The sequence below is a fragment of the Streptomyces sp. KM273126 genome (genome assembly GCF_004337435.2).
In the GTDB taxonomy this organism is placed as follows: domain Bacteria; phylum Actinomycetota; class Actinomycetes; order Streptomycetales; family Streptomycetaceae; genus Streptomyces; species Streptomyces acidicola.
Genome location: NZ_SJXB02000001.1, coordinates 2997875 through 3022011 on the forward strand (window position 1 = coordinate 2997875; position 24137 = coordinate 3022011).

At 68.7% G+C, this 24137-nt stretch carries 24 protein-coding genes and 4 tRNA genes; 21 read left to right on the forward strand and 7 right to left on the reverse strand.

What is annotated here, in order from left to right:
* The first annotated feature begins 59 nt into the window (after positions 1 to 59).
* Positions 60 to 1280, forward strand: coding sequence for a barstar family protein (locus E0500_RS12900; protein ID WP_309505042.1), 1221 nt, complete (start codon positions 60 to 62; stop codon positions 1278 to 1280).
* A 61-nt stretch (positions 1281 to 1341) separates the two neighbouring features.
* Positions 1342 to 1908, forward strand: a complete 567-nt coding sequence (locus E0500_RS12905; protein ID WP_131561409.1) for an SMI1/KNR4 family protein — start codon at positions 1342 to 1344, stop codon at positions 1906 to 1908.
* Between the two features lie 81 nt (positions 1909 to 1989).
* Here E0500_RS12905 and E0500_RS12910 read toward each other — a convergent pair whose 3' ends face one another.
* Positions 1990 to 3306: an APC family permease gene (locus E0500_RS12910; RefSeq protein WP_258572762.1), complete on the reverse strand. Its 1317-nt coding sequence runs from the start codon at positions 3304 to 3306 to the stop codon at positions 1990 to 1992.
* Positions 3307 to 3534: 228 nt separating this feature from the next.
* On the opposite strand from E0500_RS12910, the gene E0500_RS12915 reads away from it, so the two are divergent.
* Positions 3535 to 3801, forward strand: coding sequence for a GlsB/YeaQ/YmgE family stress response membrane protein (locus E0500_RS12915; protein ID WP_131561411.1), 267 nt, complete (start codon positions 3535 to 3537; stop codon positions 3799 to 3801).
* Between the two features lie 174 nt (positions 3802 to 3975).
* Here the strand turns inward: E0500_RS12915 and E0500_RS12920 are convergent, their stop codons facing one another.
* Positions 3976 to 4464 carry a YajQ family cyclic di-GMP-binding protein gene (locus E0500_RS12920; protein ID WP_131561412.1) on the reverse strand — a complete coding sequence of 163 codons (489 nt, stop codon included), beginning with the start codon at positions 4462 to 4464 and terminating at the stop codon, positions 3976 to 3978.
* A 224-nt stretch (positions 4465 to 4688) separates the two neighbouring features.
* Here E0500_RS12920 and E0500_RS12925 point away from each other — a divergent pair.
* Positions 4689 to 4770: transfer RNA gene (locus tag E0500_RS12925), tRNA-Tyr, on the forward strand.
* Between the two features lie 190 nt (positions 4771 to 4960).
* Complete coding sequence (locus tag E0500_RS43800; RefSeq protein ID WP_131561414.1) at positions 4961 to 5167, forward strand: hypothetical protein; 207 nt, start codon at positions 4961 to 4963, stop codon at positions 5165 to 5167.
* A 97-nt stretch (positions 5168 to 5264) separates the two neighbouring features.
* On the opposite strand, the gene E0500_RS12930 is transcribed toward E0500_RS43800, so the two are convergent.
* Both E0500_RS12930 and E0500_RS12935 read right to left on the reverse strand, forming a co-directional pair.
* Positions 5265 to 5921, reverse strand: coding sequence for an SDR family oxidoreductase (locus E0500_RS12930; RefSeq protein WP_131561416.1), 657 nt, complete (start codon positions 5919 to 5921; stop codon positions 5265 to 5267).
* Positions 5922 to 6021: 100 nt separating this feature from the next.
* On the reverse strand, positions 6022 to 7341 hold the full coding sequence (locus E0500_RS12935; RefSeq protein ID WP_131561418.1) for an amidohydrolase family protein: 1320 nt from the start codon (positions 7339 to 7341) through the stop codon (positions 6022 to 6024).
* Positions 7342 to 7739: 398 nt separating this feature from the next.
* Here E0500_RS12935 and E0500_RS12940 point away from each other — a divergent pair.
* From E0500_RS12940 to E0500_RS12965, 6 genes are all read left to right on the forward strand, one after another.
* Positions 7740 to 7812 (forward strand) — tRNA-Thr (locus E0500_RS12940).
* A 47-nt stretch (positions 7813 to 7859) separates the two neighbouring features.
* Positions 7860 to 7932 (forward strand) — tRNA-Met (locus tag E0500_RS12945).
* 88 nt (positions 7933 to 8020) lie between these two features.
* Positions 8021 to 8185, forward strand: coding sequence for a 50S ribosomal protein L33 (rpmG, locus tag E0500_RS12950; RefSeq protein WP_003948671.1), 165 nt, complete (start codon positions 8021 to 8023; stop codon positions 8183 to 8185).
* Positions 8186 to 8332: 147 nt separating this feature from the next.
* Entirely contained in the window at positions 8333 to 8806 is a 474-nt protein-coding gene (locus E0500_RS12955) for a MaoC family dehydratase N-terminal domain-containing protein (protein WP_131561420.1), read from the forward strand.
* A gap of 4 nt (positions 8807 to 8810) precedes the next feature.
* Positions 8811 to 9239: a MaoC family dehydratase gene (locus tag E0500_RS12960; protein ID WP_131561421.1), complete on the forward strand. Its 429-nt coding sequence runs from the start codon at positions 8811 to 8813 to the stop codon at positions 9237 to 9239.
* A gap of 157 nt (positions 9240 to 9396) precedes the next feature.
* On the forward strand, positions 9397 to 10452 hold the full coding sequence (locus tag E0500_RS12965; protein ID WP_131561423.1) for a UDP-N-acetylmuramate dehydrogenase: 1056 nt from the start codon (positions 9397 to 9399) through the stop codon (positions 10450 to 10452).
* A gap of 82 nt (positions 10453 to 10534) precedes the next feature.
* On the opposite strand, the gene E0500_RS12970 is transcribed toward E0500_RS12965, so the two are convergent.
* On the reverse strand, positions 10535 to 11167 hold the full coding sequence (locus E0500_RS12970) for an NAD(P)-dependent oxidoreductase (protein ID WP_131561425.1): 633 nt from the start codon (positions 11165 to 11167) through the stop codon (positions 10535 to 10537).
* 100 nt (positions 11168 to 11267) lie between these two features.
* Here E0500_RS12970 and E0500_RS12975 point away from each other — a divergent pair, with 100 nt between their 5' ends.
* Positions 11268 to 11879 carry a TetR/AcrR family transcriptional regulator gene (locus tag E0500_RS12975; RefSeq protein ID WP_131561427.1) on the forward strand — a complete coding sequence of 204 codons (612 nt, stop codon included), beginning with the start codon at positions 11268 to 11270 and terminating at the stop codon, positions 11877 to 11879.
* Positions 11880 to 11886: 7 nt separating this feature from the next.
* Here E0500_RS12975 and E0500_RS12980 read toward each other — a convergent pair whose 3' ends face one another.
* Positions 11887 to 12918, reverse strand: a complete 1032-nt coding sequence (locus E0500_RS12980; RefSeq protein ID WP_131561429.1) for an adenosine deaminase — start codon at positions 12916 to 12918, stop codon at positions 11887 to 11889.
* Positions 12919 to 13103: 185 nt separating this feature from the next.
* Complete coding sequence (locus E0500_RS12985) at positions 13104 to 14330, reverse strand: pyridoxal phosphate-dependent aminotransferase (RefSeq protein WP_131561431.1); 1227 nt, start codon at positions 14328 to 14330, stop codon at positions 13104 to 13106.
* Between the two features lie 348 nt (positions 14331 to 14678).
* On the opposite strand from E0500_RS12985, the gene E0500_RS12990 reads away from it, so the two are divergent.
* The 9 genes from E0500_RS12990 (at position 14679) to rpoB (ending at position 24082) form a co-directional block, all read left to right on the forward strand.
* A tRNA-Trp gene (locus E0500_RS12990) sits at positions 14679 to 14751 on the forward strand.
* 109 nt (positions 14752 to 14860) lie between these two features.
* Entirely contained in the window at positions 14861 to 15145 is a 285-nt protein-coding gene (gene secE, locus E0500_RS12995) for a preprotein translocase subunit SecE (protein ID WP_131561432.1), read from the forward strand.
* A gap of 77 nt (positions 15146 to 15222) precedes the next feature.
* Positions 15223 to 16047, forward strand: coding sequence for a transcription termination/antitermination protein NusG (gene nusG, locus E0500_RS13000; RefSeq protein ID WP_131561434.1), 825 nt, complete (start codon positions 15223 to 15225; stop codon positions 16045 to 16047).
* A gap of 202 nt (positions 16048 to 16249) precedes the next feature.
* Positions 16250 to 16684, forward strand: a complete 435-nt coding sequence (gene rplK / locus E0500_RS13005; protein WP_019756559.1) for a 50S ribosomal protein L11 — start codon at positions 16250 to 16252, stop codon at positions 16682 to 16684.
* A gap of 103 nt (positions 16685 to 16787) precedes the next feature.
* Positions 16788 to 17513 (forward strand): 50S ribosomal protein L1, encoded by a 726-nt coding sequence (rplA, locus tag E0500_RS13010; protein WP_131561436.1) that lies wholly within the window; start codon positions 16788 to 16790, stop codon positions 17511 to 17513.
* Between the two features lie 274 nt (positions 17514 to 17787).
* The gene (locus tag E0500_RS13015) at positions 17788 to 18642 is read left to right on the forward strand and encodes a DUF1396 domain-containing protein (RefSeq protein WP_165934917.1); all 855 of its coding nucleotides are present in this window, start codon (positions 17788 to 17790) and stop codon (positions 18640 to 18642) included.
* Between the two features lie 320 nt (positions 18643 to 18962).
* The gene (gene rplJ / locus E0500_RS13020; RefSeq protein ID WP_131561440.1) at positions 18963 to 19493 is read left to right on the forward strand and encodes a 50S ribosomal protein L10; all 531 of its coding nucleotides are present in this window, start codon (positions 18963 to 18965) and stop codon (positions 19491 to 19493) included.
* Between the two features lie 121 nt (positions 19494 to 19614).
* On the forward strand, positions 19615 to 19998 hold the full coding sequence (gene rplL, locus E0500_RS13025) for a 50S ribosomal protein L7/L12 (protein ID WP_093499670.1): 384 nt from the start codon (positions 19615 to 19617) through the stop codon (positions 19996 to 19998).
* Positions 19999 to 20596: 598 nt separating this feature from the next.
* Positions 20597 to 24082 carry a DNA-directed RNA polymerase subunit beta gene (rpoB, locus tag E0500_RS13030; protein ID WP_131561442.1) on the forward strand — a complete coding sequence of 1162 codons (3486 nt, stop codon included), beginning with the start codon at positions 20597 to 20599 and terminating at the stop codon, positions 24080 to 24082.
* The last annotated feature ends 55 nt before the right edge of the window (positions 24083 to 24137 follow it).

Sequence of the window (24137 nt, forward strand, 5' to 3'; positions counted from 1 at the left end):
CGGGGCATCACCAACCGCAAGCGTTCCCAGTCTCGTTGCTTCCCCTGGGGCGTGAGATCGTGCGCACGAGCCAGCCGTTCACGCAGCGCTGGTGGAGCGGCGCGGAGGTGAGGGAGACGGGAGCGGATCGGCCGGCGTATGTCCTGCTGTCGTACGACCAGGAAGCGGAGTTCAACTGCGAGGAGGACTACGAGGAGACGTGGGCGCTGTGCGACGACGCCGAGGACCTGTTCGCCGACCCGCGCCCGCCTGAGCGGGGCACGTATGAGCTGCTCGGCTGCACACCGGAGGGCGACCTGGAAGCAGCCGTCACGCACGCGCGTGCCGAGGGGTCGGCGCCACTGGGCTTCCTCGTGCTGGAGATCCTCGACGCGAAGGGCGAGCGGGTCCACGAGTGGTACCTGGAGGACGTGAGAGTGCTCGGCGACGGCCCGTGCGCGCGCGACCTGGCGCTGCGGGACATCACCGTCGAGGGTGCCGCGTCCGTCCACAACACGTCCGGCTATCCGCAGCGTCCTTCTCTGTCTCCCGGTTTCCGGCTGCTGGGCGCGGAGCGCGAACGGCGCGGCACGTGCAAGGACTTGGCGCACATCCGCGAGGAGCATCCCGAACCACTGGAACCGCCGGTGCGGTTGCTCGGCTGTTCACCACGAGGGGCCCTGCTGCACGCGCTGAACTCCGGGGAAGAGGACCTGGGCCACGCCAAGCTCCTGAGGCTCGACGCGCACGGCCGCACGATTCAGTCCGCCGTCGAGGGCGAACTGACGGCGTGGATTCCCTCCGCCCGCGGGCGAGGCCTGGTCGACCTCACCCTCGAACCTTGGTCGGAACGACCGCCGACTGCCGCGGAGGAGGTCTGGGAGATATGGGACCGGGGACGGCCGACCGAGCCCAACCTCTGGGCGGCCTGCAGCAGCGAGGAGCGCGAGTTCTGGCTCGGCACCGCCCTGGCGCACCATGACCGGGGACGGCCGGACGAGCCGTCGGGCGGCACCCATCACCTGGACGGCCGCCATGTCACCGACGAGCCCGGTTTCCTCTGTGCGATGGGGGAGGCGGTGAACGGACCGGGCGGGTACTTCGGCAGGAATTACGCCGCGTTGAACGACTGCCTCGCGGGCCGCTGGGGAGCCGCCAGGCCCTTCACTCTCGTCTGGCACCACGCCCACGTCGCCCGAGCATGCCTCGGTGTCACCCCGCGGGCCGATTACCGTCCGCTGACCTTCGAGGAAGTCCTCGCCCTGTTTGCCAAGAAGCGCATTGACATCCACCTCGCCTGAGCGCCCGCTCAGTTATCCACAGCCCCGCCCGAGTGTCAGTGCCGACCTGCATCATGAACCCATGACCGAGTTCGAGCAGTTGCTGGACAGGGTGGTGGCCAAGGCCCGCACCACCCGTCCTTGGGGCTGGCCTTCGCTGCCCGCGCCCGTGGAGGAGGCGGCAGTCACCCGCGCCGAGTCCGCCCTGGGCTTCGCCCTGCCGCCGCTGCTCGCCGCGCTCTACCTGCGCATAGGCGACGGTGGATTCGGCCCGGAGTACGGCCTGTTGCCCCTGCTCGACAGCCCGCCCGCCGGCGAGCCCGCCGCCGTCACGCAGTACCTCGCCAACCGCAAGAGCGGCCGCAAGGACCCCGAGTGGCCCTGGCCCGCGGAAGTACTGCCGATATCCCACTGGGGCTGCGGAATGTACGCGTGCGTGGACTGCCGCACCCCCGAGGGCGCGGTGCTGCTCTACGAGCCGAACGCCGACGAGGCTGACCACGCCTGGTACGTGGACAGGCCCACCCTCACGGAGTGGCTGCACGCCTGGCTCGACGGCACAGGCTGGTACGAGGAGTCCAACGACGGGATGGACCTGACCCCTTGGACCGAGTTCCGGATACGCACGGAGGCTGCGCAGGCGTCGTGACCGCGCGGTTTCCTCTCAACGGCACCGCACTCCGCGTGGACACCGTGTCGTGTCGCCCGCTCTGCGGAGCCGCCTCGGCCGTCAGCTCCCCGCAGTCCTGCTCCCCGCAGTCCTGCTCCCCGCAGCCCTGCTCCGCCTGTCCTGCCCGCCCTGAGAGCCCCACCACCGCCGTACGGCATACGCGGCCGCCCCCACGCCCAGGACGGCTGCACCCACGGCCACCGACACCCCGGGCAGCGCGAACGCGAGCGTGACGCAGCCGACGAGCCCGACCACAGGCACGACCCGCGCCATCGGGGCCGGACTCAGCGTCCAGGCCGACGCGTTGGCGACGGCGTAGTACGCGAGCACACCGAAGGAGGAGAAACCGATCGCGCCCCGTACGTCGGTGGTGGCGGCCAGGACGGCGACCACCGCGCCGACGGCCAGTTCCGCCCGGTGCGGCACCTGGAAGCGAGGATGCACGGCGGCCAGGGCGCCGGGCAGATGCCGGTCGCGGGCCATGGCGAGCGTCGTCCGGGAGACCCCCAGGATGAGCGCCAGCAGCGACCCCAGCGCGGCCACGGCGGCACCGACCCGTACCACGGGAACGAGCCCCGGGACCCCGGCGGCCCGGACCGCGTCGGCCAGCGGTGCCGAGGCGTTCCCGAGCCCACCGGACCCCAGCACGGAGAGGACGGCGACAGCCACGGCCGCGTACACCACGAGGGCGATGCCCAGCGCCAGCGGGATCGCACGCGGGATGGTGCGCGCCGGATCCCGTACCTCCTCGCCGAGCGTCGCGATCCGGGCGTACCCGGCGAACGCGAAGAACAGCAGGCCGGCTGCCTGAAGCACCCCACCGGCGCCCGCCGAGAGCCCGATGTCCAGCCGACCGGCATCGGACTCCCCGGACCCGAGACACACGGCCACCACGGAAGCGAGGACCGCCAGCACCACCGCCACGATCACCCGCGTCAGCCAGGCGGACTTCTGGACGCCGCCGTAGTTCACCGCGGTCAGCGCCACCACGGCTGCGACGGCCACGGCGTGCGCCTGACCCGGCCACACGTACGAGCCCACGGTGAGCGCCATCGCCGCGCACGAGGCGGTCTTGCCGACGACGAACGACCAGCCCGCCAGATACCCCCAGAAGTCCCCGAGCCGCTCCCGCCCGTACACGTACGTGCCGCCAGAGGCGGGGTAGACCGCCGCCAGCCGTGCCGACGACATGGCGTTGCAGTAGGCGACCACGGCGGCCACCCCGAGACCCAGGAGGAGCCCCGACCCGGCCGCGGCCGCCGCCGGGCCCAGGGCGGCGAAGATACCCGCCCCGACCATCGATCCCAGGCCGATGACCACGGCGTCGCCAACCCCCAGCGTCCGCCGCAGGCTGGTGTCCGAACCCGACTGCGCCATGGCCCGCACCCTACTGACCAGTGCAACCGGCAGGCACCGCCGAGACGTCCTCCACCACAACAGGACACCAAGAGACCGTCACACCGGGACACACGCGGCGAAGAAGCGCCACCAGCACCAGGCACCTACGACCGGGCCAACGCGAGTGACAGATGCGACACGTGTGAAAACAGCCCGGTCGGAGCAGGAGCACAGCGCAGGCACAGAACGGAAGGGCAGGTTCACGGCATGGGCATCATCAGCTGGATCATTCTGGGGCTGTTGGCCGGAGCCATCGCCAAGTTCCTGCTGCCGGGGCGTGACCCGGGCGGCTTCATCGGCACGACCCTCATCGGCATCGCGGGCGCGTTCATCGGCGGCTGGATATCGGCCCGTTGGATGGACCACCCCATCAACGAGAACTTCTACGACGGCGCCACCTGGGCCGCGGCCATCGGCGGCTCCCTCGTGCTGCTGATCGCCTACCGCATACTCTTCGGCCACTCGCGCCGCTGATCAGACGACCCCGAGCCCGCAGCCAGCAGGCGAGAGGGCCGGTCCGGCGTCAGCGGACCGGCCCTCATCGTGTCCGACACGGGCGAGCCGGCCACCCAGAGCGGCTCTGCGGCAGCGCGAACCACCAACACCTGCTCTGCAGACCCCAGTTGCTCACCAGAGACTCCGAGTGAATTACCGGTAGTTCACGAACTGCAGCGCGAACTCGAAGTCCTGGCCCTTCAGGAGGGCGATCACGGCCTGGAGGTCGTCGCGGCTCTTGGAGCTGACCCGGAGCTCGTCACCCTGCACCTGGGCCTTCACGCCCTTGGGGCCCTCGTCGCGGATGATCTTCGCCACCTTCTTGGCGTTCTCCTGGGTGATGCCCTCCTCGATCGACGCGAAGATCTTGTACTCCTTGCCGGACAACTGAGGCTCGCCCGCGTCCAGCGCCTTCAGAGAGATGCCGCGCTTGATCAGCTTGGACTGGAAGACGTCGAGGACCGCCTTCACCCGGTCCTCGGAGTTCGCCTCCATGAGGATCTTGTCGCCGGACCACGAGATCGAGGCACCCACGCCCTTGAAGTCGTAGCGCTGCGAGATCTCCTTGGCGGCCTGGTTGAGGGCGTTGTCGACCTCCTGCCGCTCGACCTTCGAGACGATGTCGAAACTGGAGTCGGCCATGTCCTGTGGCTCCTTGTATCAGGGTGCGAATCGGATGCGAATCGGCCTGCGTGGGGCGATCGCCGAGCCCGGCATCGATCCCGGGCCGCATCCGCATAAGCCTAGCCACCTCGCCCCCTCGGAGCGCAGATCAATCGGGTGGCGAAGCACCCCCGAGCATCAGGTATCGTTTACGTCGTTGCCAAGGAGCGCCGCCGAAAGGTGGATCAAATGGCGACAACCCCGGCGGTGTGCCCGAGCGGCCAAAGGGAGCAGACTGTAAATCTGCCGGCTCAGCCTTCCCAGGTTCGAATCCTGGCGCCGCCACACTGGGGAAGACCCCTTCCGGACTGCGGAGACGCAGCGCGGAAGGGGTCTTTTTGTTTCGTTTTCCTGTGCGTGGGGCCGAGTCCGTGCGCGTAGGGCCGAGCGGATGTCTCGCACGGGCGGTTCGCACCGGTTCGCGTCGGCTCCCTGCAGCTGAGGGTTTCCCGTGTCCGCCAGGCACACTAAGAGCATGTCGTCGCGTCGCAGAAGGTGCCCCGAGTGTCGTCGCGAGATCGCCGTGGTCGCCGGGCGGTTCGCGCGGCATGATCCGCCGGGGGCGAACGGCGGGCTGGTGTCGTGTCCCGGGTCGCGCAGGTCCGCGGAGGTGGGGGCGGCTCAGCCGACCCTTGACGGGTATGTGGTTCCCGAATTCCCTGGCCAACTGCCGCTGTTCTGAGGCCTTCTGAGGCCCGGTCAGGCTTGGTCGGGCACGGTCCGAGGCTGCCCGAGGGCTCCCCTTCCCTCCCCTTCCCTCCCCTTCCCGCATCTGCCCCTCAGTTGCCCGCCACCGACTTCACCGCCACCGACACCGGTGTCGAGCCGCTGATCAGTTCGAGGGTCAGGCCGGCTGTCGCCGACGTGTCCACCAGTTCCGCGAGCACGGCGGCCACGTCGTCGCGCGTAATGGAGCCGCGGCCGGTGGAGGCCTCCAGGCGGACGAGGCCCGAACCCGCGTCGTTCGTCAGTGCTCCGGGGCGCAGGATCGTCCAGTCCAGGGCGCTCTGGCCCCGGACGTACTCGTCGGCCTTGCCCTTGGCCCGCAGGTACGCGTCGAAGACCTCGCCGCCGGGGTGATTCGCGTCGGCACCCATCGACGACACCACGATGTAGCGGCGCACGCCCGTCCGTACCGCGGCGTCCGCGAACAGCACCGCCGCGCCGCGGTCCACTGTGTCCTTGCGGGCCGCCCCGCTGCCCGGACCCGCACCCGCCGCGAAGACCGCCGCGTCCGCGCCCTGCAGATGCGCGGCGACCTGTTCGACCGTGGCCGACTCCAGATCGCACAGCACCGGCTCGGCACCGACCGTCCGCAGGTCCTCGCCCTGTTCGCGGCGGCGGATGATGCCCGCGACCTCGTCGCCGCGCCCGGCGAGCAGCCGCTCCAGCCGTAGCGCGATCTGTCCATGACCTCCAGCGATGACAATGCGCATGTCTTCGACCGTACGCCCGACCGGACCCATCCGCCGCATGGCTCCTGGAACGGCTCCGACTGCTCAGGGGACTTCCCGCACAGGCCGGTCCTCAAAGGTCCTACGAGGGCTCGCCCCGACCTTGCCTGGGCAGGTCCAGTGCCGCGGCCGCCGCCGAGTTGCAGTACTCGCGGACCGCGCTCGTCCGCGCCACCACACGCCCCCGGTGCACCACGATCCGGCTGTACGCCAGTGAGAGCGCCCCCGCGAGCCGGTCGCCCCGTACGGCGAGGAGTTCGGAGGGGAAACCCGCCTCCACCCGCACCTCGGGGAGCCCGAGGACCGTCCGGGCCGACGTGCTCACCGTGTCGTACGCGTCCTCGGCCCGCAGACCGTGGCGCGAGGCCAGCAGATACGCCGCTTCCAGTGGATCGCCGCGCCCCACCGGGTTCGACACGTCACGCAGGGACCCGCTGCCCGCCGCGACCCGTACACCGGCCGCGCGCAGCAGCCGTACGGGAGCCGTGCCCCGGTCGTCCGCGCCCCCGCAGCCGCCCTGCGGGAGGCACACCACGCTGATCCCGGCCGCCGCGAGCTGGTCCGCCGCCCGTGCTGCCGCCTCGGCGGGCAGGCGCCCGAGGCCGCCGCAGGGACCGAGGGTCACGCCGGGCCGCAGGCCGCCCGCCATCGCCGCCAGCCGGCCGAGCCGCGCGGGATCGGAGCCGTCGACGTGCAGGTCGACCGGGCAGCCGTGCTCGGAGGCGATCTCCAGGACCGCCTCCACGTACCCCGTGGGATCCGGGTCCAGATCTGGACGACCGCCCACTACGGAGGCGCCCATTTTCACCGCGTCCCGCAGTATCGCGAGCCCGTCGGCCCCGGCGACCCCGGTCAGCAGCCGCGGCATCGCCACCGTCGTCAGTTCGACCAGTCCCCGCAGCGACCGCCCCGCCTGGAGCATCGCCCCCAGCGCGCCCAGCCCCTGTACGTCGCCGACGTGGACGTGTGAGCGCAGCGCAGTCGCCCCGTACCCGAGCTGCAGCAGGGCCGCCTCGGTGGCCCGACGCTGGACGTCCTCGGTGTCGTACGAGACCGGCCCGTCGACGTCGGCCGACAGTGCCGTGTCGCCGTGTGCGTGCGGCTCGGCCGGAGCCGGCAGCAGCAGATAGCCGCAGAGGTCCACGCGGGCGGCGTGCGCCCCCGGGCCGCCATTGCCTCCGTCCGTCAGGCTTCCCGCCGTGCCCACCGCCTCGATCCGCCCGCCGCTCAGCCGTACGTCCACGGTCCGGCCGTCGGTGAGCCGCGCTCCGCACAACAGGAGGGCGGTTCCCTCGGGCTGGCCCGGCGAGGAGCTCGACGAAGAGCCCGACGGGGAGCCGGATGAGGAGCCGGATGAGGAGCTCGACGACGAAGGGGAGGGCTGCGGCTGACTGTCGGGCATCGCACTCCTGGGGTGGGCGGCTGCGCGAGGACGTCACGCCTGATCACGCAGAGTGAGTCGAGCCTAGGGCGGCAGACCGCCGGCTTCAGGGAGGAGCGCAATAGTCGTACCGGTGTGGTCCGCGCTCGTTTCCCGGTGTGGTCAGTGCACACATTCCGGGCGCGGCCTGTTTGTGCCGGCGGGTGTGGTCCGCGAAAGTCCCACGGTGTGGCCGACGGTGTGGCCGACGGCCTGGTCCGCCCGGTCCGAGGGCCATACGGGCGGCGGCTCCGGACAGCCCCACGGCCGTGACACGTGGGGTGACAGTGGGCGGTGAAGCGTCCGGGAACAGGCCGGGGCGGGGGCCTCGAAACGGATTTGGGCGATCGGTGGTGAGGCGTGTAATGTCTTCATCGCTCGCCCCAATAGCTCAGTCGGCAGAGCGTCTCCATGGTAAGGAGAAGGTCTACGGTTCGATTCCGTATTGGGGCTCTGGTGTGAGAGGTTCCCGCCGCGAGGCGGGGGCTCGATCGCATCTCAGCGGTGTAGCTCAGTCGGTAGAGCAAGCGGCTCATAATCGCTGTGTCACCGGTTCAAGTCCGGTCACCGCTACAGACAGTAGCCGATTGCGGGGTCGGTCCTTCGATCGGCTACTCTTCTTGCGTTAATTCATTCCATCCGTTCGTCAAGGAGCACTCACGTGGCTGCCACCGACGTCCGCCCGAAGATCACGCTGGCCTGCGTGGAGTGCAAGGAGCGGAACTACATCACCAAGAAGAACCGGCGTAACAACCCGGACCGTCTTGAGATGAAGAAGCACTGCCCGCGTTGCAACGCGCACACCGCGCACCGCGAAACGCGATAAAAGAGGCTCGTACACGAGGCCGTCCCCGTAACGGGGGGCGGCCTCGCGTCGTTTCGGCCACTGCGGCGAACGCTCGTTATCAAGCAGGGCACTAGAGAGCCGTCGTTCACTGGTCAACCACAGCACACATCAGGAGGTGCCGAGCCCATGGCGCTCGACCAGTCCTTCGTGGGGCGGACCTATCCGCCCACCGATCCCTATGAGGTCGGCCGGGAGAAGATCCGCGAGTTCGCGGAGGCCGTCGGGGACACCAACCCGGCGTACACGGACCCGCACGCCGCCAAGGCGCTCGGCCACGCCGATGTGATCGCTCCGCCGACCTTCGTGTTCGCGATCACCTTCAAGGCCGCGGGACAGGTCATCCAGGACCCGCAGCTGGGGCTGGACTACAGCCGCGTCGTGCACGGCGACCAGAAGTTCGTGTACACGCGTCCTGTGTGCGCGGGCGACCGGCTCACCGTCACCTCGACCATCGAGAAGATCAAGTCCATGGCCGGCAACGACTTCCTGGACATCCGGGGCGAGGTCCACGACGAGGCGGGCGAGCACGTGGTGACCGCCTGGACCAAGCTCGTCGCCCGCGCGGCGGACGCCGAGGACGCGGCAGAAGGGCAGGCGTGAGCCGATGACGGCACAGATCCAGTACGCGGACGTCGAGGTCGGCACGGAACTGCCCGCCCGGACCTTCCCGGTCACCCGCGCCACGCTCGTGCAGTACGCGGGCGCCTCCGGGGACTTCAACCCCATCCACTGGAACGAGAAGTTCGCCAAGGAGGTCGGGCTGCCGGACGTCATCGCGCACGGCATGTTCACCATGGCCGAGGCGATCCGTGTGGTCACCGACTGGGCGGGCGACCCGGGCGCCGTCGTGGAGTACGGGGTCCGCTTCACCCGGCCCGTCGTCGTCCCGAACGACGACGAGGGGGCGACCATCGAGGTCAGCGGCAAGGTCGCGGCCAAGCTCGACGACGACACCGTTCGCGTCGACCTGACCGTCACCAGCGACGGCCAGAAGGTGCTCGGCATGTCACGCGCGGTCGTACGGCTCGCCTAGAGCCGTGCACTCGACGAGTGCTGTGCCTCTACGAGTAAGGGGTGCCCACCTGGATGGGCACCCCTTACTCGTACTCCCTGGGACACGCGCCGAAGCGACGCCCGATGGTGCATACGCGCGCGGAGGCGCCCCAGCGCCGTCTCGTACCCTTGTGCGCGTGCAGGAACTCCACGACGCCCCGCTCGCCCCGCTGACCACCTTCCGGCTCGGCGGTCCCGCGGACCGGCTGATCACCGCGACGACCGACGCCGAAGTGATCGCCGCCGTCCGCGAGGCCGACGACTCCGGTACGCCACTTCTGCTCATCGGCGGCGGATCCAACCTGGTCATCGGCGACAAAGGCTTCGCGGGAACCGCGCTCGTCATCGCGACCAAGGGCGTCACGCTCGATGGCACACGGCTGGAGCTGTCCGCCGGCGAGGTGTGGACCGACGCCGTCGCCCGCACCGTCGAGGCCGGACTCGCGGGCATCGAGTGCCTCGCCGGAATCCCCGGCTCGGCGGGCGCGACGCCGATCCAGAACGTCGGCGCGTACGGCCAGGAGGTCGCCTCCACCATCACCGAGGTGGTCGCCTACGACCGCGTCACCCGCGAGACGGTCACCCTCCCGAACGCCGCCTGCGCCTTCACGTACCGGCACAGCCGCTTCAAGGCCGACCCCGAGCGGTACGTCGTGCTGCGCGTCCGTTTCGGACTGGAGGACGCGGACGGGCTGTCGGCGCCGATCAAGTACGCCGAGGCCGCCCGGGTCCTCGGCGTCGGACCCGGTGACCGCGTGCCCCTCGCCGCCGCCCGCGAGGCGGTGCTGAAGCTGCGCTCGGGGAAGGGCATGGTGCTCGACCCCGAGGACCACGACACCTGGTCGGCCGGGTCGTTCTTCACCAACCCGATCCTCACGGAAGAGAACTTCGCCGCGTTCCACGCGCGCGTACGGGAGCGTCTGGGCGACGGCGTCGTCCCGCCGGCCTATCCCGCGGGCGACGGCCACACCAAGACCTCCGCGGCCTGGCTGATCGACAAGGCGGGCTTCACCAAGGGGTACGGCACCGGCCCCGCCCGTATCTCCACCAAGCACACGCTGGCCCTCACCAACCGCGGCAGTGCCACCACCGAGGACCTGCTCGCCCTTGCCCGGGAGGTCGTCGCCGGCGTCCGGGACGCCTTCGGGATCACCCTGGTCAACGAGCCCGTGACGGTGGGCGTCAGCCTCTGAGGGAGGGCCCGCGGAGGGCCGGCGGCCGGGGTGCAACGGTCCATTAGAGCCGGGAACGGCCCGTAGAAGTCCAGCCCCGCCCCTAGTAGGCCACCCCGACCGGCTCCTTCACCGTCGCCGGGTCGGCGGTCGCCGTCAGCATCGCGTGGGCCACGTCCGCGCGGGAGAGGGTCCGGCCCTTGGGCGGGTTGCCGCCGATGACCGTGCGGTAGGTGCCGGTCAGAGGGCCGTTCGTCAGCCGGGGCGGGCGTACCACCGTCCAGTCCGCGGCACTGCGGGACAGCTCGCCCTCCGTCTCCCGCAGGTCCTCGTAGACATCCTTCAGGATCGTCCACAGCACCGAGCGCGCGGCACGGTCGATGAACGGGGCGCCCGGCGACGGCTCGGCGAGCGGGAACGCGCTCACCACCACGATCCGGCGTACGCCCTCGGCGTCCATGGCCTCCAGGACGGTACGCGTCAGCCGGGACGCAACCCCCGCGTCCTTCCGCGACCGGGCGCCGAGACCGGACAGCACCGCGTCCCTGCCCGCCACCACGGGGCGCAACGTCTCCGCAGCCGTGAGGTCCGCGCGGACCACCTCCAGCCCGGAACCCGTCACGGTGAGCCGCGCCGGGTCCCGTACCACCGCTGTGACCTGGTGGCCCGCGGAGAGTGCCTGGCGGACCACCTCCTGACCGACGCCGCCCGTCGCGCCGAACACGGTGAGCTTCATGTGCCCTCCCAAGGTGGGTAAGTGTTCACTCACCCCTAGGGTGGGTAAGCACTCACCCACCCGTCAAGTCCTCCGTAGTACGTATCGCACAGGGAGCGCCGTGCAGCAGAAACCCGCCCGGATCCGCATCCTCGACGCCGCCCACGAACTGATGCTCACCGTGGGCCTCGCACGGACCACCACCAAGGAGATCGCCAGGGCTGCCGGCTGCTCGGAGGCCGCGCTCTACAAGTACTTCGCGAGCAAGGAGGAGCTCTTCATCAGTGTGCTCCAGGAGCGGCTGCCCGGACTCGGGCCACTCCTTGACAGGCTCACCGCCGAGCCGGAGCAGTGGACCGTCGAGGAGAACCTCACGGAGATCGTCCGCCAGGCGGCTCTCTTCTACGAGCAGAGCTTCCCGATCGCCGCCTCCCTGTACGCCGAGACCCAGCTCAAGCGCCGGCACGAGGAGTCCATGCGGAAGATGGGAGTGGGTCCGCACATGCCGATCCAGGGCCTGGACGCGTACCTGCGCGCCGAACAGCGCGCGGGCCGCATCCACCCGGACGCCGACACCTTCGCGGCCGCCTCGCTCCTCCTCGGCGCCTGCGCCCAGCGCGCGTTCGCCTACGACGCCACGGAGGAGGGCGCACCCCCGCCCCTGGACACCTTCGCGCCCGCCCTGGCCCGCACCCTCCTGCGCGGCGTCTCGGTCGCCGACGGACCCCGCTGAGCCGGACTTACGCGGCCAGCCAGTCGTCGACCCCCGACAGCAACTTCGCCTTCACGTCGTCCGGAGCCGCAGAGCCCCGTACCGACTGGCGGGCCAGCTCGGCCAGTTCGGCGTCCGTGAAACCGTGGTGACGGCGGGCGATCTCGTACTGGGCCGCGAGGCGCGAACCGAACAACAGGGGGTCGTCCGCGCCGAGCGCCATCGGGACCCCGGCCTCGAACAGCTTCCTCAAGGGGACGTCCTCGGGCTTCTCGTAGACGCCGAGCGCGACGTTCGAGGCCGGGCACACCTCACAGGTGACCCCCCTCTCTGCGAGCCGCCTCAGCAGCCGCGGGTCCTCCGCCGCGCGCACCCCGTGCCCGATCCGTGAGGCGTGCAGATCGTCCAGGCAGTCCCGGACCGACGACGGGCCGGTCAGCTCACCGCCGTGCGGTGCCGACAGCAGCCCGCCGTCCCGCGCGATCGCGAACGCCCGGTCGAAGTCCCGCGCCATGCCCCGCCGCTCGTCGTTGGAGAGACCGAAACCGACGATGCCGCGGTCCGCGTACCGCACAGCCAGCCGCGCCAGCGTGCGCGCGTCCAGCGGGTGCTTCATACGGTTCGCGGCGACGAGGACACGCATCCCGAGACCCGTCTCGCGCACGGTCGTGTCCACCGCGTCCAGGATGACCTCCAGAGCCGGGATGAGCCCGCCCAGCCGGGGCGCGTACGACGTGGGGTCGACCTGGATCTCCAGCCAGCCGGAGCCGTCCCTGATGTCCTCCTCGGCGGCCTCGCGCACCAGCCGCTGGATGTCCTCGGGCTCTCTGAGGCAGGACCGCGCCGCGTCGTACAGCCGCTGGAAGCGGAACCAGCCCCGCTCGTCCGTCGCCCGCAGTTTCGGCGGCTCCCCGGTGGTCAGTGCTCCGGTCAGGGCCTCGGGCAGCCGCACGCCGTACTTGTCGGCGAGTTCCAGGACGGTTCCGGGCCGCATCGACCCGGTGAAGTGCAGGTGCAGATGAGCCTTGGGCAGCTCAGAGACATCACGTACGTGCTCCATTCAAGGATCGTGCCGTACGCCGCCGCTGCATTGGTAGCGCTTTCCCCGATCGTGGTCTTGCTCGCACGCAAAGACGACAAAGCCGCCTTCTTGAGCACCCCCTCACGTGAGGGGGTGCTCAAGAAGGCGGCACGCGCGCGTGGAGCGCGAAAACAAAAACGACGTCCCCAGGACCGACGAAAACGTCAGTCCGTCGCCTCGGCCAGCAGCTTCTGGATGCGGCTCACGCCCTCGACGAGATCCTCGTCACCGAGCGCGTACGACAGCCGCAGGTACCCCGGCGTGCCGAACGCCTCGCCCGGGACGACCGCGACCTCGGCCTCCTCCAGGATGAGCGCGGCCAGCTCGACGCTGTTCTGCGGACGCCTGCCGCGGATCTCCTTGCCGATGAGGCCCTTCACGGAGGGGTACGCGTAGAAGGCACCCTCGGGCTCCGGGCAGAGCACGCCGTCGATCTCGTTGAGCATCCGCACGATGGTCCGGCGGCGGCGGTCGAAGGCCTCGCGCATCTTGGCGACGGCCGTCAGGTCGCCCGAGACGGCGGCGATCGCGGCCACCTGGGCGACGTTCGAGACGTTGGACGTGGCGTGCGACTGGAGGTTGGTCGCGGCCTTGACGACGTCCTTCGGGCCGATGACCCAGCCCACGCGCCAGCCGGTCATGGCGTATGTCTTGGCGACGCCGTTGACCACGATGCACTTGTCACGCAGCTCCGGCAGGATCGCGGGGAGGGACACGGAGCGCGCGTCGCCGTAGACCAGGTGCTCGTAGATCTCGTCCGTGAGCACCCACAGGCCGTGCTCGACGGCCCAGCGGCCGATCGCCTCGGTCTCGGCCTCGCTGTACACGGAGCCGGTCGGGTTGGACGGCGACACGAAGAGGACGACCTTGGTCTTCTCCGTGCGGGCGGCCTCCAACTGCTCGACCGAGACCCGGTAGCCCGTGGTCTCGTCCGCGACGACCTCGACCGGGACACCGCCCGCGAGGCGGATCGACTCCGGGTACGTCGTCCAGTACGGCGCCGGGACGATGACCTCGTCGCCCGGGTCGAGGATCGCGGCGAAGGCCTCGTAGATGGCCTGCTTGCCGCCGTTGGTGACCAGGATCTGGGAGGCGTCGACCTCGTAACCCGAGTCCCGCAGCGTCTTCGCGGCGATCGCGGCCTTCAGCTCGGGCAGACCGCCCGCAGGCGTGTAGCGGTGGTACTTCGGGTTCTTGCAGGCCTCGACGGCCGCCTCGACGATGTAGTCCGGGGTCGGGAAGTCGGGCTCGCCGGCGCCGAAGCCGATCACCGGACGCCCGGCGGCCTTGAGGGCCTTGGCCTTGGCGTCCACGGCGAGGGTGGCGGACTCGGAGATCGCGCCGACTCGGGCGGAGACCCGGCGCTCGGTGGGAGGGGTAGCAGCGCTCATGACCCCATCGTTTCAGACACGAAACGCCCGCGGCACGCCGGTTTCACTTGCTGGCCGACTCGGCTTGCCTCCAAGGCACTTGCCTGAGCGGATGCGACCTCGGTGCCGTGGCAGGCCGCAACCGACTGGCCGACGGGATGGGAACAACCGTCCGGAGGTGGGTGGCGGCACGGTCGTTATCCGGGCGATCCGCCGCCGATCTTCCGCCGGGAAAGCATCCACAGGCACTTTCCGTTCGACGACCGGCCCGGGAGCACGTACACTCTCTCCTCGTTGGCCTCTGCGGGCCGCGCTCACCCGGTGCACACCGAGCACTCGGGCGGATGCGGTACGTTTGGGGGGAACCAAAGGGTCGTAGCTCAATTGGTAGAGCACTGGTCTCCAAAACCAGCGGTTGGGGGTTCAAGTCCCTCCGGCCCTGCAACACACTCCTTACGCCAGGAAGTGTGCGCATGTACGTACAGCACTGCACCGCCGTGCGGCTCAGACCGGGCGCGGCACGGCCACGACCCGGAATCAGGTGAGGACGAGTGACGGACGCCGTGGGCTCCATCGACATGCCTGATGCCCAGGATGAGGCGCCGGAGTCGAAGAAGACCCGTAAGGGCGGCAAGCGCGCCAAGAAGGGCCCCTTCAAGCGCCTGGCCCTGTTCTACCGCCAGATCGTTGCGGAGCTCCGCAAGGTCGTCTGGCCGACCCGCTCTCAGCTGACGACGTATACGACCGTGGTGATCGTCTTCGTCGTCATCATGATCGGTCTGGTGACTGTGATTGACTTCGGACTCGACAAGGCCGCCAAGTACGTCTTCGGCTGAGCCGAAAGCGAAGGGCGCCGTACCAGGCGCCCCTTTCGCGTGTTCCACCGCCATGAATCCAGGAAGAAGCAGCCACCGTGTCTGACCCGAACGTGAACGACGCCATCGAGCCTCGTGGGGAAGGTGTCGAGTCCGTGGACGACGAGCTCGACATCGTCAAGGGAGCGGACGAGGTCGACGAGGACGAGGCTGCCGAAGCCAAGGCGGGAAAGCCGGCCGAGGAAGCCGCCGTGCATGCCGAGGACGAGGACGAGAGTGAGGCCCCCGCGGAGGAGGCCGAGCCCGTCGACCCCGTCACCGCGCTGCGCGAGGAACTGCGGACGCTGCCCGGCGAGTGGTACGTCATCCACACGTACGCCGGCTACGAGAACCGCGTGAAGACCAACCTGGAGCAGCGCGCCGTCTCGCTGAACGTCGAGGACTACATCTTCCAGGCCGAGGTGCCGCAGGAGGAGGTCGTCCAGATCAAGAACGGCGACCGTAAGACCATCCGTCAGAACAAGCTCCCCGGCTACGTCCTGGTGCGCATGGACCTGACGAACGAGTCCTGGGGCGTCGTCCGCAACACGCCCGGCGTCACCGGCTTCGTGGGTAACGCCTACGACCCGTATCCGCTGACGCTCGACGAGATCGTCAAGATGCTCGCCCCGGAGGCCGAGGAGAAGGCCGCCCGTGAGGCCGCCGAGGCCGAGGGCAAGCCGGCTCCGGCCCGCAAGGTCGAGGTTCAGGTGCTGGACTTCGAGGTCGGCGACTCGGTCACCGTCACCGACGGCCCGTTCGCCACGCTCCAGGCGACGATCAACGAGATCAACCCCGACTCGAAGAAGGTCAAGGGTCTTGTCGAGATCTTCGGCCGCGAGACGCCGGTCGAGCTCAGCTTCGACCAGATCCAGAAGAACTAGTTCCACAAGAACTGGTTCCACGGCCGGAACTCCCGGACTTCTGGACTTATCGCTTCCGCGCAGGTCAGGCAGGCTCTCGTAGCCGGTCTGACCTGCGCGGTTTTTGGCCGCGCATCCATACCCGTTATCGTTGCGCGGTATGCCTTCATCCGGGACGCGACCCGGGCGGAGGCGCACTCGAATCGAAAGGACCCGGAGAGCAATGCCTCCCAAGAAGAAGAAGGTCACGGGGCTCATCAAGCTCCAGATCCAGGCCGGTGCCGCGAACCCGGCTCCGCCGGTCGGTCCGGCGCTGGGTCAGCACGGCGTCAACATCATGGAGTTCTGCAAGGCCTACAACGCCGCGACCGAGTCGCAGCGCGGTTGGGTCATCCCGGTGGAGATCACGGTCTACGAGGACCGCTCCTTCACCTTCATCACCAAGACGCCGCCGGCCGCCAAGATGATCCTCAAGGCCGCGGGCGTGGAGAAGGGCTCCGGCGAGCCGCACAAGACCAAGGTCGCCAAGATCACCGAGGCGCAGGTCCGCGAGATCGCCCAGACCAAGCTGCCCGACCTCAACGCCAACGACCTGGACGCCGCCGCGAAGATCATCGCCGGTACCGCGCGTTCCATGGGCGTCACGGTCGAGGGCTGAACCCCACCTTCGTAGAACCATGCAGCTGCCGAAGAGGCAGCCGCACGTGGCAGGGCCTGCTCGGCCCGTACCACGACTCCTTTCAGAACACACAGGAGCAGTTGTGAGCAAGCGCAGCAAGGCTCTCCGCGCTGCGGACGCCAAGATCGACCGGGACAAGCTGTACGCCCCGCTCGAAGCCGTCCGCCTCGCCAAGGAGACGTCCACGACCAAGTTCGACGGCACCGTCGAGGTCGCCTTCCGCCTGGGTGTCGACCCGCGCAAGGCCGACCAGATGGTCCGTGGCACCGTGAACCTCCCGCACGGCACCGGTAAGACCGCCCGGGTCCTGGTCTTCGCGACCGGTGACCGTGCCGAGGCCGCACGCGCCGCGGGCGCCGACATCGTCGGCTCCGACGAGCTGATCGACGAGGTGTCGAAGGGCCGTCTGGACTTCGACGCCGTCGTCGCCACCCCGGACCTCATGGGCAAGGTCGGCCGCCTCGGCCGCGTGCTCGGTCCCCGTGGTCTCATGCCGAACCCCAAGACCGGCACCGTGACCCCGGACGTCACCAAGGCCGTCAATGACATCAAGGGCGGCAAGATCGAGTTCCGCGTCGACAAGCACTCGAACCTGCACTTCATCATCGGCAAGACGTCGTTCGACGACAGCAAGCTGGTGGAGAACTACGGCGCGGCGCTGGAGGAGATCCTCCGTCTGAAGCCGTCCGCCGCCAAGGGCCGCTACATCAAGAAGGCCGCCATCACCACCACGATCGGCCCCGGCGTCCCGGTCGACCCCAACCGCACCCGTAACCTCCTCACCGAGGAGGATCCGGCCGCCGTCTGAGCCCTACGCTCCTTTCGGTAGTCGGTTCGCGCAGGCGTTCCGGTCAGCGAGCCCCGCAACCTTTCGAGGTGCGGGGCTCGTCCCTTTTCACGGTGGCGACCGCATCGCACCATGACGTAGCCCAGCGCCCCTGCCGGGCGCGTGAGGCGGGCCACACCGAGTGGGGAGAAAGTCCGGGGGACACAGGTATCCGCCTGGTATACGCTCTCGGTCTTGCTATGAATCGATCAAGCGTTCCTTGGGGGGACTCATGGGGATTTCTGTGTACGGATCCATGCGTCAGAAGGTGACGGGCGCGGCGCTCGCCGCCCTGCTGCTCAGCGGTGGAGCGGTCGCCTGTGGGAAGGAGACCGGGAGCGACTCCGCGAAGGAGGAGTCTCCGAAGATGACGCCCGCGGCGGCCGTGGCGAAGGCGGCGAAGAACACGGACGACATCACGTCTCTGAGCTACCGGATGACCGGCGAGGTCCCGGAGGAGGGGCGCATCAAGGGCGAGGCGCAGATGCGCATGAAGCCCACGATTGCCATGAGCATGAAGATGACGGCGCTCGACCAGAGCGAGGCCAACGAGGTCGAGATCAGGCTCGTCGACAAGGCCATGTTCATCGACGGAGGCGCCGAGGCCGCCAAGGAGATGGACGGAAAGCGCTGGATCAAGTTCGACATGGAGGCGCTCGGGAAGGACGCCGACGCCCTGGGCGGCGAGTCGCTGGGCGCCCAGGCCGACAAGAACCCGGCCCAGGAGTCCACCCTCCTCACCGGCTCCAAGGACGTGAAGGAGGTCGGCACCGAGACCGTCGACGGCGTCGAGACCACCCACTACAAGGGCACGGTCACCCTCGACCAGTTCCGCGCGTCCCTCAAGGACGAGGACAAGGCCACCCGCGAGCAGCGTGAGAAGGCCATCAAGCAGTACGAGGACATGGGCATCGACAGCCTCACGATGGACATGTGGATCGACGACGAGGACCACACCAAGCAGTTCCGCATGAAGGGCGACGCCGACAAGGGCCCGCTCGACATGACCATCACGTTCCTCGACTACAACAAGCCGGTGACCGTGGAGGCCCCGCCGGCCAAGGACACGATGGACCTCGCCGAGATGATGGAGGCGGCCCAGCAGGGCTGACGTCCGCCCACGGCCGCGCCCCGTCCACAGGGGCGCGGCCGAACGGATTTGCTTGACACGCCCCGTGTCATCTACGCTCACCCAGAAGCCAAAGACCGCTGGTCGTTGCCGTGGCACTCCTCGGAGGGCCCGGCGGCCGAAGGATCCGCTTGAACTGCGGACGACCCGCGCAGGTGACTGTGGAAGTGCTCCTGGACCGGTTCCGTTTCCAGATGGAATTCGTCCGGTCGAGCTACGCCCCGTGCGCCTGCGCCGGGGCGTTTCGTTTATGCCGGCCCCTTCCGAGCGGTCCTCATCACCCGGAAGGAGGCCGACGCTCTATGCCGACGCCCGACAAGGCTGCCGCGGTAGCCGAGCTCACGGACAAGTTCCGCAGCTCGAACGCCGCTGTGCTGACCGAGTACCGGGGTCTCACCGTGGCCCAGCTCAAGACGCTGCGCCGTTCGCTCGGTGAGAACTCCGAGTACGCCGTGGTGAAGAACACGCTGACCAAGATCGCGGCCAACGCGGCCGGGATCAACACGCTCGACGACCTGTTCAACGGTCCGACGGCGGTCGCCTTCGTCACCGGTGACCCGGTGGAGTCGGCCAAGGGTCTTCGTGACTTCGCCAAGGACAACCCGAACCTCGTCATCAAGGGCGGTGTCCTTGACGGCAAGGCGCTGTCCGCCGACGAGATCAAGAAGCTTGCGGACCTCGAGTCCCGCGAGGTTCTGCTCGCCAAGCTGGCGGGCGCCCTGAAGGGCAAGCAGACGCAGGCTGCTCAGGTCTTCCAGGCGCTCCCGTCGAAGCTCGTCCGCACCGTGGACGCGCTTCGTGCCAAGCAGGACGAGCAGGGCGGTGCCGAGTAATTCGGCTCGCGAAATGACCGCCGCCTGAGGCAGCCCGCCGAAGGCAACGGTCGTAGCGGGCCGAACGTACGCCCGCCAGACATGTACATCCGGCACCAGCCGAATTAGTGGAAGGAAAGCCATCGTGGCTCTCACCCAGGACGAACTGCTCGCCGAGTTCGAGGGCATGACCCTCATCCAGCTCTCCGAGTTCGTGAAGGCGTTCGAGGAGAAGTTCGACGTCACCGCCGCCGCCGCGGTCGCCGTCGCGGGTCCGGCCGGTCCGGCCGCCGCCGCCCCGGTCGAGGAGGAGAAGGACGAGTTCGACGTCATCCTCACCGGTGCCGGCGACAAGAAGATCCAGGTCATCAAGGTCGTGCGTGAGCTGACCTCGCTCGGCCTGAAGGAGGCCAAGGACCTGGTGGACGGCGCCCCGAAGCCCGTCCTCGAGAAGGTCGCCAAGGACGCCGCCGAGAAGGCCGCCGAGTCCCTCAAGGGCGCCGGCGCCTCCGTCGAGGTCAAGTAAGGCCTCAAGGGTCCGTACGGATCCTGACGCCGCGCAGTTCCTCCGGGAGCTGTAACGCGGATGCACTGAAGGGCGATCACCCAAGTGGGTGGTCGCCCTTCGGCGTTCCGGACGTTGTCGGACGGCTGCCTTGCACTGTGGGTTCCGACGAGTATGGTGATCTTCGTTGTGCCTCCGGGCACCCCGGTGACCCGCTGCGAGTGACGATCGCGGCACGCGGTTCGGGCTAGGGGGCCTTGACGAACTGCACGCAGCGCGCAATTCTCAGGACGCGTCGTCACAACGATCCGCATCCGAGGCATGGATCGACGACGAAGAGGGAAGTATCGATGTGCATCGAGGGCGTGGCTTGTCGCAGGTGTTGACGAACAACGAGGGTTTTCGAAGGTCCGCAAACCCGCACTGGACATCAGTGGGCCAAGTGGCTACACTGACCCTTTGCGCTGCCTGTTAGCTGTTTCCTGCCCGTCACCAGGAACCTGCCCTCGCCCGAGCACCGACGATTGAAGCGTCCCTGACCTGGGACTTTCCTTCTCTGTGTGTGGTCGAGGGGGCCGGTACGCGCGTAGTGAGTCCGAGCCCTCGGAAGGACCCCCTCTTGGCCGCCTCGCGCACTGCCTCGAACGCGAATATGAACAACGGCGCCAGCACCGCCCCGCTGCGCATCTCCTTTGCAAAGATCAAGGAGCCTCTCGAGGTTCCCAACCTGCTCGCGCTGCAGACCGAGAGCTTCGACTGGCTGCTCGGCAACACCGCCTGGCAGAGTCGGGTCGAGGAGGCTCTGGAGTCCGGTCAGGACGTCCCCACCAAGTCCGGTCTGGAGGAGATCTTCGAGGAGATCTCCCCGATCGAGGACTTCTCCGGGTCGATGTCGCTGACGTTCCGCGACCACCGCTTCGAGCCGCCGAAGAACTCCATCGACGAGTGCAAGGAGCGCGACTTCACCTACGCCGCGCCCCTCTTCGTCACGGCCGAGTTCACCAACAATGAGACCGGCGAGATCAAGTCCCAGACCGTCTTCATGGGCGACTTCCCGCTCATGACGAACAAGGGCACGTTCGTCATCAACGGCACCGAGCGTGTCGTGGTGTCGCAGCTGGTCCGTTCGCCCGGTGTCTACTTCGACTCCTCGATCGACAAGACGTCCGACAAGGACATCTTCTCCGCCAAGATCATCCCGTCCCGGGGTGCCTGGCTGGAGATGGAGATCGACAAGCGCGACATGGTCGGTGTCCGCATCGACCGCAAGCGCAAGCAGTCCGTGACCGTCCTCCTCAAGGCGCTCGGCTGGACCACCGAGCAGATCCTCGAGGAGTTCGGCGAGTACGAGTCCATGCGCGCCACCCTGGAGAAGGACCACACCCAGGGCCAGGACGACGCGCTGCTCGACATCTACCGCAAGCTGCGTCCGGGCGAGCCCCCCACGCGTGAGGCCGCGCAGACGCTGCTGGAGAACCTGTACTTCAACCCCAAGCGCTACGACCTCGCCAAGGTCGGCCGCTACAAGGTCAACAAGAAGCTGGGTGCGGACGCTCCGCTCGACGCGGGCGTCCTGACCGTCGAGGACGTCATCTCGACGATCAAGTACCTGGTGAAGCTGCACGCGGGCGAGATCGAGACGGTCGGCGACAACGGCACGCAGATCGTCGTCGAGACCGACGACATCGACCACTTCGGCAACCGTCGTCTGCGCAACGTCGGCGAGCTCATCCAGAACCAGGTCCGTACGGGTCTGGCGCGTATGGAGCGTGTCGTCCGCGAGCGCATGACCACGCAGGACGTCGAGGCGATCACGCCGCAGACGCTGATCAACATCCGGCCGGTCGTCGCCTCCATCAAGGAGTTCTTCGGCACCAGCCAGCTGTCGCAGTTCATGGACCAGAACAACCCGCTGTCGGGTCTCACCCACAAGCGCCGTCTGTCGGCCCTTGGTCCGGGTGGTCTCTCCCGTGAGCGGGCCGGCTTCGAGGTCCGTGACGTGCACCCGTCGCACTACGGCCGCATGTGCCCGATCGAGACCCCTGAAGGCCCGAACATCGGTCTGATCGGCTCGCTGGCCTCGTACGGCCGGGTCAACGCGTTCGGTTTCGTCGAGACCCCGTACCGCAAGGTCAACAACGGTCAGGTCACCGACGAGGTCGACTACCTCACGGCCGACGAAGAGGACCGGTACGTCATCGCGCAGGCCAACGCCACGCTGACGGACGAGCTCCGCTTCGCCGAGGCGCGCGTCCTGGTGCGCCGCCGTGGCGGTGAGGTCGACTACGTCAGCCCCGAGGACGTCGACTACATGGACGTCTCGCCGCGCCAGATGGTGTCGGTCGCGACCGCCATGATCCCCTTCCTCGAGCACGACGACGCCAACCGTGCCCTCATGGGCGCGAACATGATGCGTCAGGCCGTGCCGCTGATCAAGTCCGAGTCCCCGCTCGTCGGCACCGGCATGGAGTACCGCTCCGCCGTCGACGCCGGCGACGTGGTCAAGGCCGAGAAGGCGGGTGTGGTCCAGGAGGTCTCCGCGGACTACATCACCACGGCCAACGACGACGGCACGTACATCACGTACCGCCTGGCCAAGTTCGCCCGCTCCAACCAGGGCACCTCGGTCAACCAGAAGGTCATCGTCAACGAGGGCGACCGCGTCATCGAGGGCCAGGTCCTCGCCGACGGCCCGGCCACCCAGAACGGCGAGATGGCGCTCGGCAAGAACCTGCTCGTCGCGTTCATGCCGTGGGAGGGTCACAACTACGAGGACGCGATCATCCTGTCGCAGCGCCTCGTGCAGGACGACGTCCTCTCCTCGATCCACATCGAGGAGCACGAGGTCGACGCCCGTGACACCAAGCTCGGCCCCGAGGAGATCACCCGGGACATCCCGAACGTCTCCGAGGAGGTCCTCGCCGACCTCGACGAGCGCGGCATCATCCGCATCGGTGCCGAGGTCATCGCCGGTGACATCCTCGTCGGCAAGGTGACCCCGAAGGGTGAGACCGAGCTGACGCCGGAGGAGCGCCTGCTGCGCGCGATCTTCGGTGAGAAGGCCCGTGAGGTCCGTGACACCTCGCTGAAGGTGCCGCACGGCGAGACCGGCAAGGTCATCGGCGTCCGCGTCTTCGACCGCGAGGAGGGCGACGAGCTTCCCCCCGGTGTGAACCAGCTGGTGCGCGTGTACGTGGCGCAGAAGCGCAAGATCACCGATGGTGACAAGCTCGCCGGCCGTCACGGCAACAAGGGTGTCATCTCCAAGATCCTGCCGATCGAGGACATGCCGTTCCTGGAGGACGGCACCCCGGTCGACATCATCCTCAACCCGCTGGGCGTCCCGTCCCGAATGAACCCGGGACAGGTCCTGGAGATCCACCTCGGCTGGCTCGCCAGCCGCGGCTGGGACGTCTCCGGCCTCGCGGACGACTGGGCGCAGCGCCTGCAGGCCATCGAGGCCGACCGGGTCGACCCGGGCACGAACGTCGCGACCCCCGTCTTCGACGGTGCGCGCGAGGACGAGCTCGCGGGTCTGCTGAACCACACGATCCCGAACCGCGACGGCGAGCGCATGGTGCTCCCGTCCGGCAAGGCGCCGCTGTTCGACGGCCGCTCCGGCGAGCCGTTCCCGGAGCCGATCTCGGTCGGCTACATGTACATCCTCAAGCTGCACCACCTGGTCGACGACAAGCTGCACGCCCGCTCGACCGGCCCGTACTCGATGATCACCCAGCAGCCGCTGGGTGGTAAGGCCCAGTTCGGTGGCCAGCGGTTCGGCGAGATGGAGGTGTGGGCGCTGGAGGCCTATGGCGCCGCGTACGCCCTCCAGGAGCTGCTGACCATCAAGTCCGACGACGTCACCGGCCGCGTGAAGGTCTACGAGGCCATCGTCAAGGGCGAGAACATCCCCGAGCCCGGCATCCCCGAGTCCTTCAAGGTGCTCATCAAGGAGATGCAGTCCCTTTGCCTGAACGTGGAGGTGCTGTCCAGCGACGGTATGTCCATCGAGATGCGTGACACCGACGAGGACGTCTTCCGCGCTGCGGAGGAGCTCGGCATCGACCTGTCCCGGCGCGAGCCGAGCAGCGTCGAAGAGGTCTGACGGGAGTTCGGCGGACCTTGAGCGATCAGGGTCCGCCGGCCCCGGGACCCCCGTT